Origin of the sequence: Bradyrhizobium diazoefficiens (assembly GCF_016616885.1) — a bacterium.
GTDB lineage: Bacteria > Pseudomonadota > Alphaproteobacteria > Rhizobiales > Xanthobacteraceae > Bradyrhizobium > Bradyrhizobium diazoefficiens_F.
Window position 1 is genome coordinate 4,208,881 of the sequence record NZ_CP067102.1, and the last position, 14,579, is coordinate 4,223,459.

Annotated in this window: 14 protein-coding genes; 13 read left to right on the forward strand and 1 reads right to left on the reverse strand. The window is 64.0% G+C overall.

Features of this window, described 5'->3' with window-relative positions; translation table 11 throughout:
- Positions 1–123 precede the first annotated feature (123 nt).
- A complete protein-coding gene (gene eno, locus JJC00_RS19595; protein WP_200467623.1) occupies positions 124–1,407 on the forward strand; it encodes a phosphopyruvate hydratase in 1,284 nt (427 codons plus the stop codon).
- Positions 1,408–1,441: 34 nt separating this feature from the next.
- Positions 1,442–2,581: a zinc-binding dehydrogenase gene (locus JJC00_RS19600; protein ID WP_200467624.1), complete on the forward strand. Its 1,140-nt coding sequence runs from the start codon at positions 1,442–1,444 to the stop codon at positions 2,579–2,581.
- Here JJC00_RS19600 and JJC00_RS19605 read toward each other — a convergent pair.
- Positions 2,559–2,777 (reverse strand): hypothetical protein, encoded by a 219-nt coding sequence (locus tag JJC00_RS19605; protein ID WP_200467625.1) that lies wholly within the window; start codon positions 2,775–2,777, stop codon positions 2,559–2,561. The two genes, JJC00_RS19600 and JJC00_RS19605, sit on opposite strands and share 23 nt — an antisense overlap.
- Before the next feature lie 73 nt (positions 2,778–2,850).
- Here JJC00_RS19605 and JJC00_RS19610 point away from each other — a divergent pair, with 73 nt between their 5' ends.
- The 11 genes from JJC00_RS19610 (at position 2,851) to lpdA (ending at position 14,552) form a co-directional block, all read left to right on the forward strand.
- Positions 2,851–3,402 carry an NADPH-dependent FMN reductase gene (locus JJC00_RS19610; protein ID WP_200467626.1) on the forward strand — a complete coding sequence of 184 codons (552 nt, stop codon included), beginning with the start codon at positions 2,851–2,853 and terminating at the stop codon, positions 3,400–3,402.
- Between the two features lie 108 nt (positions 3,403–3,510).
- A complete protein-coding gene (locus tag JJC00_RS19615) occupies positions 3,511–3,828 on the forward strand; it encodes an FtsB family cell division protein (protein ID WP_027529774.1) in 318 nt (105 codons plus the stop codon).
- Positions 3,829–4,028: 200 nt separating this feature from the next.
- Complete coding sequence (locus JJC00_RS19620; protein ID WP_200467627.1) at positions 4,029–4,988, forward strand: GAF domain-containing protein; 960 nt, start codon at positions 4,029–4,031, stop codon at positions 4,986–4,988.
- Between the two features lie 150 nt (positions 4,989–5,138).
- Positions 5,139–6,656, forward strand: a complete 1,518-nt coding sequence (adh, locus tag JJC00_RS19625) for an aldehyde dehydrogenase (RefSeq protein ID WP_200467628.1) — start codon at positions 5,139–5,141, stop codon at positions 6,654–6,656.
- Positions 6,657–6,831: 175 nt separating this feature from the next.
- Positions 6,832–8,214 carry a glycerophosphodiester phosphodiesterase family protein gene (locus JJC00_RS19630; RefSeq protein ID WP_246773855.1) on the forward strand — a complete coding sequence of 461 codons (1,383 nt, stop codon included), beginning with the start codon at positions 6,832–6,834 and terminating at the stop codon, positions 8,212–8,214.
- Between the two features lie 169 nt (positions 8,215–8,383).
- Positions 8,384–9,406, forward strand: coding sequence for a pyruvate dehydrogenase (acetyl-transferring) E1 component subunit alpha (gene pdhA / locus JJC00_RS19635; protein ID WP_200467629.1), 1,023 nt, complete (start codon positions 8,384–8,386; stop codon positions 9,404–9,406).
- 30 nt (positions 9,407–9,436) lie between these two features.
- Positions 9,437–10,825 carry a pyruvate dehydrogenase complex E1 component subunit beta gene (locus tag JJC00_RS19640; RefSeq protein ID WP_200467630.1) on the forward strand — a complete coding sequence of 463 codons (1,389 nt, stop codon included), beginning with the start codon at positions 9,437–9,439 and terminating at the stop codon, positions 10,823–10,825.
- A gap of 3 nt (positions 10,826–10,828) precedes the next feature.
- Positions 10,829–11,131, forward strand: a complete 303-nt coding sequence (locus JJC00_RS19645) for a DUF5076 domain-containing protein (protein ID WP_200467631.1) — start codon at positions 10,829–10,831, stop codon at positions 11,129–11,131.
- Positions 11,132–11,133: 2 nt separating this feature from the next.
- Positions 11,134–11,586 (forward strand): nucleoside deaminase, encoded by a 453-nt coding sequence (locus JJC00_RS19650; RefSeq protein WP_200467632.1) that lies wholly within the window; start codon positions 11,134–11,136, stop codon positions 11,584–11,586.
- A gap of 62 nt (positions 11,587–11,648) precedes the next feature.
- The gene (locus JJC00_RS19655; protein WP_200467633.1) at positions 11,649–13,001 is read left to right on the forward strand and encodes a pyruvate dehydrogenase complex dihydrolipoamide acetyltransferase; all 1,353 of its coding nucleotides are present in this window, start codon (positions 11,649–11,651) and stop codon (positions 12,999–13,001) included.
- 129 nt (positions 13,002–13,130) lie between these two features.
- Positions 13,131–14,552 carry a dihydrolipoyl dehydrogenase gene (gene lpdA, locus JJC00_RS19660; protein ID WP_200467634.1) on the forward strand — a complete coding sequence of 474 codons (1,422 nt, stop codon included), beginning with the start codon at positions 13,131–13,133 and terminating at the stop codon, positions 14,550–14,552.
- Positions 14,553–14,579 lie beyond the last annotated feature (27 nt).

Sequence of the window (14,579 nt, forward strand, 5' to 3'; positions counted from 1 at the left end):
GGAGCATAAGCCGAGGCTCTTCGCGCGTCAGTCGAACCGGCTCGCCCAAGCGTTCACATTTGCTTGCGCTCCGTGTAAGACCCGCGGCGAACCGATCAGCTCCAACGAACGGAAGTGCACATCATGACGGCCATCATCGACATCATCGGACGCGAAATCCTCGATAGCCGCGGCAATCCCACCGTCGAGGTCGACGTCGTGCTGGAAGATGGCGCGCTCGGCCGCGCCGCGGTGCCATCGGGCGCCTCCACCGGCGCCCATGAGGCGGTCGAGCTGCGCGATGGCGACAAGGCCCGCTATCTCGGCAAGGGCGTCACCAAGGCGGTCGGCGCCGTCAACGGCGAGATCTTTGAGGCCCTGAGCGGCCTCGATGTCGAGCAGCAGGCCCAGATCGACCAGATCATGATCGACCTCGACGGCACGCCGAACAAGAGCCGGCTCGGCGCCAACGCCATCCTCGGCGTCTCGCTCGCCTGCGCCAAGGCGGCCGCGAACTCGCTCGACATGCCGCTGTATCGCTACGTCGGCGGCACCTCGGCGCGGCTCTTGCCGGTGCCGATGATGAACATCATCAATGGCGGCGTGCATGCCGACAATCCGATCGACTTCCAGGAGTTCATGATCCTGCCCGTGGGCGCGTCGTCCTTCGTCGAAGGCCTACGCTATGGTGCGGAAGTGTTCCACACCCTGAAGTCGGAGCTGAAGAAGGCCGGCCACAACACCAATGTCGGCGACGAGGGCGGCTTCGCCCCGAACCTGCCGTCAGCGGACGCCGCGCTCGAATTCGTCATGAACGCCATCGGCAAGGCCGGCTACAAGGCGGGCACCGACATCGTGATCGGCCTCGACTGCGCCTCGACCGAGTTCTTCAAGGACGGCAAGTACGTCTATGAAGGCGAGGGCAAGACCCGTTCGATCTCCGAGCAGGCCAGGTATCTCGCTGACCTCGTCGGCCGCTATCCGATCGTGACCATCGAGGACGGCATGTCGGAAGACGACATGGACGGCTGGAAGGAGATCACCGACCTCATCGGCAAGAAGTGCCAGCTCGTCGGCGACGACCTCTTCGTCACCAACGTCAAGCGCCTCGCCGAAGGCATCAAGGCCGGCCGCGCCAACTCGATCCTGATCAAGGTCAACCAGATCGGCACGCTGACCGAGACGCTCGCCGCCGTCGAGATGGCGCACAAGGCCGGCTACACCTCGGTGATGTCGCACCGCTCCGGGGAGACCGAGGATTCCACCATCGCTGACCTCGCGGTCGCCACCAATTGCGGTCAGATCAAGACCGGCTCCCTTGCACGTTCCGATCGCACCGCCAAATACAACCAGCTCCTCCGCATCGAGCAGCAACTCGGCAAGCAGGCGCTCTACGGCGGCAAGGCGGCACTGAAGGCGCTGGCATAAGCCAGCGCTTGAACAAACATAGGGAGGGGTCGACATGAGCGACGGCAACATCGGACTGCAACTACGTTCGCTGATCAAGACAAGCGGAGAGCTCGAAATCTCGCTCGTCGACGTGCCGACCCCCGAGCCCGCGGACGACGAGGTCGTCGTCCGCATCGAGGCGGCGCCGATCAATCCGTCCGATCTCGGCCTGCTCGTCGGCGCTGCCGACATGAGCACGGCCAAGGCGTCCGGCACGAAAGAGGCGCCCGTCATCACCGCGAGGGTGCCTGATGGTGCGATGCGCGCAATGGGGGCGCGGCTCGACCAGTCCCTGCCGGTCGGCAATGAGGGCGCGGGCGTCGTCATCAAGACCGGCTCGTCCGATGCTGCGAAGGCGCTGATGGGCAAGACGGTCGCGATGATCGGTGGCGCCATGTACGCGCAGTACCGGACCCTGAAGGCGAGAGACTGCCAGCCGCTGCCCGAGGGCACGACGGCGGCCGAGGGCGCATCCTGGTTCGTCAATCCGCTCACTGCGCTCGGCATGACCGAGACGATGCGGCGCGAAGGCCACAAGGCGCTGGTGCATACGGCAGCCGCGTCCAATCTTGGCCAGATGCTGAACAAGATCTGCATCAAGGACGGCATCGGGCTCGTCAACATCGTCCGCAGCAAGGAGCAGGCGGAGATCCTGAAGAAGATCGGCGCGAAATACGTCGTCGATTCCAGCGTACCGAGCTTCCTGGACGATCTCACGGCCGCGCTGGTCGCGACCGGCGCGACCATCGCCTTCGATGCCATCGGCGGCGGCAAGCTCGCCGGCGACATCCTCAACTGCATGGAAATCGCGATCAACAAGACCGCGAAGGAATACAGCCGTTACGGCTCCAGCGTGCACAAGCAGGTCTATGTCTACGGCGCGCTCGATATCCGTCCGATCGAACTGCCGCGCGGCTTCGGCATGGCCTGGGGCGTCGGCGGCTGGCTCTTGACCCCGTTCCTGCAGAAGATCGGACCTGCCGACATCGGACGTCTGCGCCAGCGCGTCGTGAGTGAACTGAAGACCACCTTTGCCAGCCACTACACCAAGGTGGTGTCGCTTCAGGAAGCGCTCGATCCCGCCAACTTCGCGGTGTACGCCAAGCGCGCCACCGGCGAAAAATTCCTCATCAATCCGAATAAATCTTTGTGATCTGCGATCGGACGTCAACCAAAAGAAGTCTTGCCTTCTGAGCGAAGCGGGAGACCGCGTCGACGTGGAATCCGACGATCTGATCCTCTTTGCAGATTTGCACGAAAGCTTGGGCCGCCGCTTGGCGGCCCGATTGTTTGGGCGACGGTTTCAGAAACACAGCGTTTCCAAATTGCACCAGTTCATGCACTTGCATCCATCGATCCCGATCGCTTAAGTGCCGTTCGGCACTTCCTCTCAAGGTTCCAAGACAATCCAAGGAAAATCTGATGGCCTACAATATCGTCGTGATCGCCGGCAGCCTGCGCAAGGACGGCTTCTCGCTGAAGATCGCCAAAGCGCTCACCAAGCTCGCACCGGCTTCTCTCAAGCTCGAGGTCGTCACGCTCGAGGGCATCTCCTTCTTCAACCAGGACCTCGAAGGCGCGCCGCCGGCCGACTGGCTGGCCTTCCGCGAGAAGCTGCAGAAGTCTGACGGTGTCATCTTCGTCACGCCCGAATACAACCGCGCCATCCCGGGCGTGCTGAAGAACGCCATCGATGTCGCCTCGCGGCCCTATGGCAAGAGCTCGTTCAACGGCAAGCCGGTCGGCATCATCTCCAACTCGCCGGGCCCGCTCGGTGGCGTCAGCGCCGCCAAGACGCTCCAGAACATCCTGCCGGGCATCGCCGGCCCGATCATGCAGCAGCCCGAGATCTACCTGAACGCGGTCGGCGACGCCTTCGATGCCGAGGGCAATCTGGCGAAGGACTCACTGAAGGGCGTGCTCCAGGCCTATATCGACGCCTTCGCCGCGCACGTCGCCAAGCATCACGGCTGAGGCCGCTCGAGCCTCCGTCATGCCCGGGATAAGCCCCGGGCATGACGATCCGTAGTGCGGTCAGAAGCAATTAGCACTCCCTTAACCAAGCTGGCCCATCTTGCCAAAATGGTCTCCCGCGCGCGCCTCAAATCGATCCTGACCGGTCTCGCTCTCTATGCTATGGCGGCCGCCATCGTCGGCTATTTCGGCGTCAACGCCTATACCGGCAAATACGGCCTCAACGCCCGCCAGGAGCTCGACCAGGAGATCATCGCCCTGACCAGCGAGCTGGCCCAGCTCAAGCGCGAGCGCGCCCGGAGCGAGCAGCGCGTGTCGCTCTTGCGCACCGAGAAGATCGATCCTGACATGCTGGACGAGCGGGCGCGGTTCCAGCTCGATTATGTCAATCCGCACGATCTCGTTCGGATGATCCCGCAAAACTAGCGGTTTCCGCAGCATTCGAAACGGCGCACGAAAGCCGCCCCAATTGTTCCGAAAGTCGTAGAGCCGCGACCAGGCGGCCGCCTTGACGCCGGCGTGGCGAGGGGGGCATTCCTAGTTCGGGCGCGATGCCGCTTAAGGTTGACGGAGATCAATCGGGTTGCGCGAGGCGCCGCCTAGACTGCTGCCCGGAGGAAACGGTGATGGATGGGTCAATGCCCCGGCATCACGCGGCTCGTGTCGAAGCCGCCATCGCATCAGGCCAGGCGGCTCGCTCCGCGCTCGTGGCCTCGTGGCGCCGTTCGTCCCGATTGCATCATCTCGATCCTGCCGGCCGCGGCCTGCCGCTACGGCTGAGCGAAGCCGAGCTGCGACAGGCGCGCGAGCGCATCGCGCCGCTGCTCGCTGCCGCGCAAGGCGCCATGGACCGGCTCTATCAGGCCGTCGGTGCTGCCGGCTGCTGCGTGCTGCTCGCCGACGGCGAGGGCGTGCCGGTCGACCGCCGTGGCACGCCGGCCGATGACGCCACCTTCCGGTCCTGGGGATTGTGGACCGGCGCGCTCTGGAGCGAGGAGCACGAGGGCACCAACGGCATCGGCACCTGCGTGGTCGAGCAGCGTCCGCTGACGATCGACCGCGATCAGCATTTCTTCACCCGCAACACCCTGCTGAGCTGCACGGCCGTCCCAATCTACGACCACGAGGCAGCCTTTGCCGGCGTGCTCGATGTCTCCTCCTGCCGCGCCGACCGCACCGACGCCTTCTCCAACCTGATCGCTCTGGCAGCGGGAGAGGCGGCCAGGCGTATCGAAGCCGATCTGTTTCGCCGCGCCTTCGCCCATGCCCGCATCGTGCTGACGCAAGCACCGGACGGCCAGTCGGTTGGCCTCGTGGCGGTCGACGCAGACGATCTCGTGATCGGCGCGACCCGGTCCGCGCGCGCGGCGCTCGGCATCGCGCCAGGCCGCCCATTGCAGCCAGTGCCCGCGTGCGACCTTCTTGGTGGCGATACCGCGCATGACCATCTGGCCGGCGGCCAGCGCGCAGTATTGCAGCGGGCGCTGCTCCGCGCCGGCGGTAACGTGTCGGCGGCCGCCAAGGCCCTCGGCGTCAGCCGTGCCACGCTGCACAGGAAGCTGAAGCGGTTCGAGATCAAGTACTGAGGGCTAGGGCCCGCGACTGTCGCAGAACTGCGACAGGTCAGCCCGGCCATCGCTCCCGCCCGGGCTGACAGAAACCACCTCCCGCGAGATCGTCGGCGCAAGTCGTGAGCACACGACGATTTGCACAAACATCAACATCGGGAGAGATCAATGAACAAGATGGAATTCCTCGGCGTCACCCAAAATCCCTTCGCTGAACGCTATGACAATTTCATCGGCGGCAAATTCGTCGCGCCGATTTCGGGCAAATACTTCGACAATGCTTCGCCGGTGAACGGCCGGATCGTCTGCAAGATCGCGCGCTCCGACGCGCAGGACGTCGAGGCTGCATTGGACGCTGCGCATGCCGCCAAGGGCGCGTGGGGACGCACCAGCGTCGCCGAGCGCGCTGCGATCCTCAATCGGATCGCCGACCGCATGGAGGAGAACCTCGAGCGGCTCGCGATCGCCGAGACCTGGGACAATGGCAAGCCGATCCGCGAGACCCGCGCCGCCGATCTGCCGCTCGCGATCGACCACTTCCGCTATTTCGCCGGCGTGGTCCGCGCCCAGGAAGGTTCGATCGGCGAGATCGATCATGACACCATCGCCTATCATTTCCACGAGCCGCTCGGCGTCGTCGGCCAGATCATCCCCTGGAACTTCCCGCTGCTGATGGCCTGCTGGAAGCTCGCCCCCGCACTCGCCGCCGGCAATTGCGTGGTGCTGAAGCCGGCCGAGCAGACGCCGGCCTCGATCATGGTCTGGGCCGAGATCATCGGTGATCTCTTGCCGCCCGGTGTTCTCAATATCGTCAACGGCTTCGGCCTGGAGGCCGGCAAGCCGCTCGCATCCAGCCCGCGCATCGCAAAAATCGCCTTCACCGGCGAGACCACGACGGGCCGGCTGATCATGCAATATGCCAGCCAGAACCTCATTCCGGTCACGCTCGAGCTCGGCGGCAAGTCGCCGAACATCTTCTTCAACGACGTCACCGCCGAAGACGACGACTTCTTCGACAAGGCGATCGAAGGCTTTGTCATGTTCGCGCTGAACCAGGGCGAGGTCTGCACCTGTCCGAGCCGCGCGCTGGTGCACGCGGACATTTACGATCGCTTCATGGAGCGGGCGCTGAAGCGCGTCGCGGCGATCAAGCAGGGCGATCCGCGCGCCGCCGACACCATGATCGGCGCGCAAGCCTCGAACGACCAGCTGGAGAAGATCCTCTCCTACATCGACATCGGCAAGCGGGAGGGCGCCAAGGTGCTGGCGGGCGGTGCGCGCGCCGAGCTTGCGGGCGATCTCGCCGGCGGCTTCTACGTCCAGCCGACGGTGTTCGAAGGCCACAACAAGATGCGGATCTTCCAGGAGGAGATATTTGGTCCTGTGGTCTCGGTCACCACGTTCAAGACCGACGACGGGGCGCTCGCGATCGCCAACGATACGCTCTATGGCCTCGGCGCCGGCGTCTGGAGCCGCGATGCCAACCGCTGCTACCGCTTCGGCCGCGCGATCCAGGCCGGCCGGGTCTGGACCAACTGCTACCACGCCTATCCCGCCCATGCCGCGTTCGGCGGCTACAAGCAGTCGGGCGTCGGGCGCGAGACCCACAAGATGATGCTGGATCACTACCAGCAGACCAAGAATCTGCTGGTCAGCTACAGCCCGAAGAAGCTGGGCTTCTTCTGATCGGCAAGTTCTTATCGGAAAGTTCTGATTGGGTGGGCACGGGCGGCGTCATCACGGCGCCGCCTGTGTACATCGGTTACCGCTGGCCCCGCCGTCATCCGTCTGTCAGAGAATTGAGACAAGACGACAGCCCGATCGCACACCATGCGATGTCAGGCAGGACGGAGGCGCGGCCATGACGACCAATCCCTTGCAGCGGAAGATTCATGTCGGAGCGATGCTGCTCGGCGCGGCGGCCCTGGCGTTGCTTGCACCGTCGGCGGCCTTGGCGCAGGCGGCGCCATCAGGCGCAAAACCCTTCCTCACCGTCGACGGCAAGGCGCCGCTGATCCTCGGACATCGCGGCGTGCCGGGACTGGTGCCCGAAGAGACCGAGCCCTCGTACGACCTCGCCGCAGCGCTCGGAACCGACGCGCTCGAAGAGGACCTTCACCTCACCAAGGACTGCGTCCTGGTCGTGCGTCACAACCCCTGGCTCGCCGACAACACCAACGTGGCCGAGGTGGCGAAGACCAATGCGGCGGTCGCGGCCCGCAAGCGCACGGTGCCCGGCGTGCGCGTCAAGGCGCCGGCTGCCGCCGGCGTGCCAGCAGACTACCTCGTCGATCTCACCGATCCGTCCGATCCCAAATCGGTGCTGAAGTCATTGATCGTTGACGGTGAAGATCACACCAACGACTGGTCGATCACCGACTTCACCATGGCCGAGCTGAAGGAGTGGATCGGCGGCACCACCTATGATGCAGCCAATGAGCGGCCCAAGGTGTTCAACGGCAAATTCCCGGTCATCAGCTTCCAGGACGTCCTCGACATCGCCAAGGCGAAGAGCAAGGGGACCGGGCAGTCCATCCTGGTCTATCCGGAAACCAAGAATCCGACCTGGAACAATGCCCAGGCCATCGCCAATGGCTGCGGCGCGCCCGGCAGCCATCCGCTCGAGGATGCCTTGATCAAGATCATCAAGGACAACGGCCTCAATACCAAGGACGCGCCGATCCTGGTCCAGAGCTTCGAGCCCGGCAGCCTGAAATATATGCGCAGCCATGGCCTGGAGACGCGGCAGGTCCAGCTCGTCGACGGCAACGGCATCGACTTCAAAACCGGCAAGGTCTTGCTCAACAACATCACCAATTCCCGTCCGTTCGACTGGACGGTGGCCGGCGATGCGCGGCTCTACGATGCGATGCTAACCCCCGCGGGCCTTGCCGAGATCAAGACCTATGCCGACGGCATCGGCCCGTGGAAGGCCTATATCGTGCCGCTCAAGATCGCGCCGTGGAAGGACGCCAATGCCGACGGCACGCCCTACAAGGGCTCGACACCGGAGGCTTCAACGCAGGAGGCAACCAGCCTGATCGCCGACGCGCACAAGCTCGGCCTGTTCGTGCACGTCTTCACGTTCCGCAATGAGAAGAAATATCTCGCGGCCGACTATCACGCCGATCCGGCCCAGGAATATCTCAAATTCTTCCGGCTCGGCGTGGATGGGGTGTTCACTGATTTCACGCATACCGGCGTTGCCGCCCGCGCAGCGTATTTGCGAGAGCTCGGCTGGTGAGCCGAGCATTGCGAAAGCCGAATGTTGCCTGATCAAGCCTAAAGGTTTTGCAAAATTTCGGCCACGTTGCAGTGCGGCATAATGAAAGTCGTGCCATGTCGCTGCGGTGCTTTCACACGCGATTGAGTTGGGTTAGAGAGGGCCTAGATTTCTCTGACCCGGAATTCCCATGGCCGCACCCAAGAAAGCCGCCGCAAGCAGCCCGCAAGACAAGACCAACGGCGGTTCGCCCCCGGAATTCACCAAGGAACAGGAGCTGAAGGCGCTCCGCGACATGTTGCTTATCCGGCGATTCGAGGAGAAGGCCGGCCAGCTTTACGGCATGGGTGCGATCGGCGGCTTCTGCCATCTCTATATTGGCCAGGAGGCCGTGGTGGTCGGCATGCAGATGGCCCTGAAGGACGGCGATCAGGTCATCACCGGCTATCGCGACCACGGCCATATGCTTGCCACCGGCATGGAGGCTAACGGCGTGATGGCCGAGCTCACCGGACGCCGCGGCGGCTATTCCAAGGGCAAGGGCGGCTCCATGCACATGTTCAGCAAGGAGAAGCACTTTTACGGCGGCCACGGCATCGTCGGCGCCCAGGTCTCGCTCGGCACCGGTCTAGCGTTCGCCAACAATTATCGCGGCAACGGCAATGTCAGCGTCACCTATTTCGGCGACGGCGCGGCCAACCAGGGCCAGGTCTATGAGAGCTTCAACATGGCGGAGCTCTGGAAGCTGCCGGTGATCTTCGTCATCGAGAACAACCGCTACGCCATGGGCACCTCAGTCTCGCGTGCTTCGGCGCAGCAGGATTTCTCCAAGCGCGGTGCGTCTTTCAACATCCCCGGCATGCAGGTCGACGGCATGGACGTCCGCGCCGTGAAGGCTGCCGGCGACGAGGCCGCCGCCTGGTGCCGCTCCGGCAAGGGGCCGATGATCCTGGAGATGCAGACCTACCGCTATCGCGGTCACTCGATGTCTGACCCGGCCAAGTACAGAACGCGCGAGGAGGTCGAGAAGGTCCGCCACGACCAGGACCCGATCGAGCAGGTGCGCAACCGCCTGCTGGCGGCGAAGGTGAGCGAGCAGGACCTCAAGGCGATCGACGCCGAGGTGCGCGACATCGTCAACGCGTCCGCCGACTTTGCCCAGCATGATCCCGAGCCGGATGCCGCCGAGCTCTGGACCGATGTTTATCGCTAAAACGCGCGCAAGCTTTCTTTTGGAGTCGATATGCCAATTCAAGTGCTGATGCCCGCGTTGTCGCCCACGATGGAAAAGGGCAACCTCGCCAAATGGTTGAAAAAAGAGGGCGAGACGATCAAGTCGGGCGACGTGATCGCCGAGATCGAGACCGACAAGGCCACCATGGAGGTCGAGGCGACCGATGAGGGTACGCTCGGCAAGATCCTGATCGCCGAGGGCACCGCCGACGTCCCCGTCAACACGCCAATCGCGACGATTCTCGCCGATGGTGAGAGCGCGGCTGATCTTGCGAAAGCGCCTGCGCCCGCCAAGCAGGAGAAGGCTGCGGAATCCGCTCCGCCCGCCGCCGCCAAGGCCGAGGCACCAGCGCCCAAAGCCGCGCCGGCACCGCAGGCGGTCGCCGAGCCCGATCCGGAAGTGCCCGCTGGCACCGAGATGGTCACCCAGACCATCCGCGACGCATTGCGCGACGCCATGGCCGAAGAGATGCGCCGCGATCCGGACGTCTTTGTGATGGGCGAAGAGGTCGCGGAATATCAGGGCGCCTACAAGGTCACGCAAGGATTGCTCCAGGAATTTGGCGCCAGGCGCGTGATCGACACGCCGATCACCGAGCACGGCTTTGCCGGTGTCGGCGTCGGTGCCGCGATGACCGGGTTGAAGCCGATCGTCGAGTTCATGACCTTCAACTTCGCCATGCAGGCGATCGACCAGATCATCAACTCCGCGGCGAAGACGCTCTATATGTCCGGCGGCCAGATGGGCTGCTCGATCGTGTTCCGCGGGCCGAATGGTGCGGCTGCGCGCGTCGCCGCCCAGCACAGCCAGGACTACTCGTCCTGGTACTCGAACATTCCAGGCCTCAAGGTCATCGCGCCGTTCTCAGCGGCGGACTACAAGGGCCTGCTCAAGGCCGCGATCCGCGATCCCAATCCGGTGATCTTCCTCGAGAACGAGGTGCTGTACGGCCACACCGGCGAGGTGCCGAAGCTTGCCGACTTCGTGATCCCGATTGGCAAGGCCCGTATCGTGCGCTCCGGCAGCCATGTCACGATCATCTCCTGGTCGAACGGCATGAGCTATGCGCTGAAGGCCGCCGACGAGCTCGCCAAGGACGGCATCGAGGCCGAGGTGATCGATCTGCGCACGCTGCGGCCGATGGACACCGAGACCATCATCAACTCGGTCAAGAAAACCGGTCGCGCCGTCACGGTGGAAGAGGGCTGGGCCCAGAGCGGCGTCGGCGCCGAGATCGCCGCGCGCATCATGGAGAACGCCTTCGACTATCTGGATGCGCCGGTTGCGCGCGTGTCCGGCAAGGACGTGCCGATGCCCTATGCCGCGAACCTGGAGAAGCTCGCGCTGCCGACGGTGGCCGAAGTGGTCGAGGCCGCCAAAGCCGTCTCTTACAGGTAGATCATGGCGGGCCCGAAGGAGCAGCCATTGCCACCCGACGTCCTCGCCCGCGATGATGCGGTCGAGATCCTGCGCGTGTTCGTGCTGGACGGCGGGCTGTCGATGGCGTTCCAGCGCGCCTTCGAAGAGCCCGACATGTGGGGCCTGCTGCTGGTCGATCTCGCCCGCCACGCCGCGCGCGCCTATTCGCGCGAGAGCGAATATACCGAAGAGGACGCGCTGAACCGGATCCTGGAGATGTTTCAGGCCGAGATCGAGCGTCCCACGGACACCGGCACCACGACGCCGCGCGGGAAGGGACACTGACCGTGGCCGTCGAAGCCTATCATTTCGATTTCATGCTGGAGGCGATCCGCGAGGCGCAGGATTCGATCGCGCAGGGCGGCCTGCCGATCGGTGCCGTGCTGACGCGCGACAACAAGATCATCGCCCGCGGCCACAACAACCGCGTGCAGGAGAACAATGTCATCCTGCACGGCGAGATGAGCTGCCTGCGCGAAGCCGGCGCGATCTCGTTCCACGACACCGTCATGTACACCACGCTGTCGCCATGCTCGATGTGTGCCGGCGCGCTCGCTTTGTTCAAGGTCAAGCTCGTGGTGATCGGCGAATCCGTCACCTTCGAGGGATCCAAGGACATTCTCGACAAGTTCGGGATTCCCTGGATCGATCTTGCGGACGACCGCTCCATCACCATGATGAAGAATTGGCGTTCCGTTCCGGCCAATGAGCGCCTGTGGCAAGGCGACATCGGCAACTAACCCTGGTCTGTTCGTCCTCGCTTCCGGGGACGACGTTTTGAAAAGTTCTTCGTGAGGTCAGCATGCCCATCAACATCCTGATGCCCGCTCTTTCGCCGACGATGGAGAAGGGCAACCTCGCCAAGTGGCTGAAGAAGGAAGGCGACAAGGTCAAATCCGGCGATGTCATCGCCGAGATCGAGACCGACAAGGCGACCATGGAGGTCGAGGCCATCGACGAGGGCACGATCGCCAAGATCCTCGTGCCTGAGGGCACACAGGATGTGCCGGTCAATGACGTGATCGCGGTGCTCGCCGGCGATGGCGAGGACGTCAAAGCCGCAGGCTCCGCCAAGCCCAGCGCTTCGGCCGCGCCGCCCAAGGCCGCTGAAGCTCCCGCTGCTGCGCCGGCTCCCGCGCCTGCCGCGCCGAAGGCTGCACCTCCGCCCACCGCCGCACCGACCCCGCAGGCAACAGCGTCCGCTGCACAGGGCAACGGCCATGCTGGCCGCGTGTTCTCATCGCCGCTGGCGCGCCGCATCGCCAAGGAGGCTGGCATCGATGTCGGCATGGTCACCGGCACCGGCCCGCATGGTCGCGTGGTTGCGCGCGACGTCGAGCAGGCCAAGTCCGGCAAGGGCCTCAAGGCGCCCGCCGCGGCACCGTCCGGTGGTGCGCCCTCGATCGCACCGACCATGTCGGACAAGCAGATCCTGTCGCTGTTCGAGCCGGGCTCCTACGACATCGTCCCACATGACGGCATGCGCCGCACGATCGCGCAGCGCCTGACGGCATCGATCCAGAACGTCCCGCACTTCTACCTGACCATCGACTGCGACATCGGCAAGCTGCTCGCCTCGCGTGAGGAGATCAATGCCGCCGCGCCGAAGGACAAGGAGAAAAAGCCGCTCTACAAGATCTCGGTCAACGACTTCGTCATCAAGGCGATGGCGGTCGCGCTCCAGAAAATCCCGAACTGCAATGTCAGCTGGACCGAGTCCGGCATGGTCAAGCATCACCATTCCGACGTCGGCGTTGCCGTGGCGATGCCCGGCGGCCTGATCACGCCGATCATCCGCAAGGCCGAGACCAAGACGCTCTCGACCATCTCCAACGAGATGAAGGATTTTGCGGCGCGCGCCCGCACGCGCAAGCTGAAGCCGGAAGAGTACCAGGGCGGCACCACCGCGGTGTCCAACCTCGGCATGTTCGGCATCAAGGACTTCACTGCTGTGATCAACCCGCCGCATGCCACGATCCTCGCGGTCGGCACCAGTGAGGAGCGCCCCGTCGTGCGCGGCGGCAAGATCGAGATCGCGCAGATGATGAGCGTGACCTTGTCCTGCGATCACCGCGCCATCGACGGCGCGCTCGGTGCCGAGCTGATCGGCGCCTTCAAGCAGCTGATCGAAAACCCCGTCATGATGATGGTCTGACGCGGCAGACGGTGAATACGTAGGGTGGGCAAAGGCGCAACGCGCCGTGCCCACCTTTTCTTAGTGTTGGAAGGCGGTGGGCACGCTTCGCTTTGCCCACCCTACGAAGTTCAGTGAATGGGAGCCGCAATGGCCGACACATCCTTTGACGTCATCATCATCGGCTCCGGCCCCGGCGGCTATGTTACCGCGATCCGGGCGGCCCAGCTCGGCCTCAAGGTTGCGATTGTCGAGAAGTCCTATCTCGGCGGCATCTGCCTGAACTGGGGCTGCATCCCGACGAAAGCGCTGCTGCGCTCCGCCGAAATCTATCACTACATGCAGCACGCCAAGGATTACGGCCTGTCCGCCGATAACGTCTCGTTCGATCCGAAGGCGGTGGTGCAGCGCTCGCGCGGCGTCTCGAAGCGGCTGAACGACGGTGTCGGCTTCCTGATGAAGAAGAACAAGGTGAGCGTGATCTGGGGCGCCGCCTCGATCGAAGCGCCCGGCAAGGTCACCGTGAAAAAGTCCGACATCGAGGCGCCGAAGGGTACGCTGGGCGAGGGGAGCTACCAGGCCAAGCACATCATCATCGCGACCGGCGCGCGGCCGCGCGTGCTGCCGGGCCTTGAACCCGACAAGAAGCTGATCTGGACCTACTTTGAAGCGATGGTGCCCGAGCGGATGCCGAAGTCGCTGCTGGTGGTCGGCTCCGGCGCAATCGGCATCGAGTTCGCCTCGTTCTTCCACACCATGGGTTCTGACGTCACCGTGGTCGAGGTGCTGCCGCAGATCCTGCCGGTCGAGGACGCCGAGATTGCGGGTCTCGCGCGCAAGCGGCTCGAGAAGCAGGGCATCAAGATCATGTCTTCGACCAAGGTCACGAAGCTGGAGAAGAAGGCCGACAGCGTCGTCGCCACCATCGACGACGGCAAGGGCAAGCCCGTCAACACCGAATTCGAGCGGGTGATCTCGGCCGTCGGCGTGGTCGGCAACATCGAGAATCTCGGTCTGGAAAAGCTTGGCGTGAAGACCGACCGCGGCTGCATCGTGATCGACGGCTACGGCAAGACCAACGTTCCCGGCATCTACGCCATCGGCGACGTCGCCGGTCCCCCGATGCTGGCGCACAAGGCCGAGCATGAAGGCGTGGTTTGCGTCGAAGCGATCAAGGGGCTGCATCCGCATCCCATGGACAAGAACCTGATCCCGGGCTGCACCTATTGCCTGCCGCAGGTTGCCTCGGTCGGTCTCACCGAAGCCAAGGCGAAAGAGAACGGCCGCGAGATCCGCGTCGGCCGCTTCCCCTTCGTCGGCAACGGCAAGGCGATCGCGCTCGGCGAGGACCAGGGCCTGGTCAAGGTGATCTTCGACAAGAAGACCGGCCAGTTGCTCGGCGCCCACATGGTCGGTGCTGAAGTGACCGAATTGATCCAGGGCTATGTCGTTGCCATGAATCTGGAGACCACGGAAGAAGAGCTGATGCACACGGTATTCCCGCATCCGACCCTGTCGGAGATGATGAAGGAAGCTGTGTTGGATGCGTACGGGCGGGTGTTGAATATCTGACCGCCGCCTCCGTCATTGCGAGCGAAG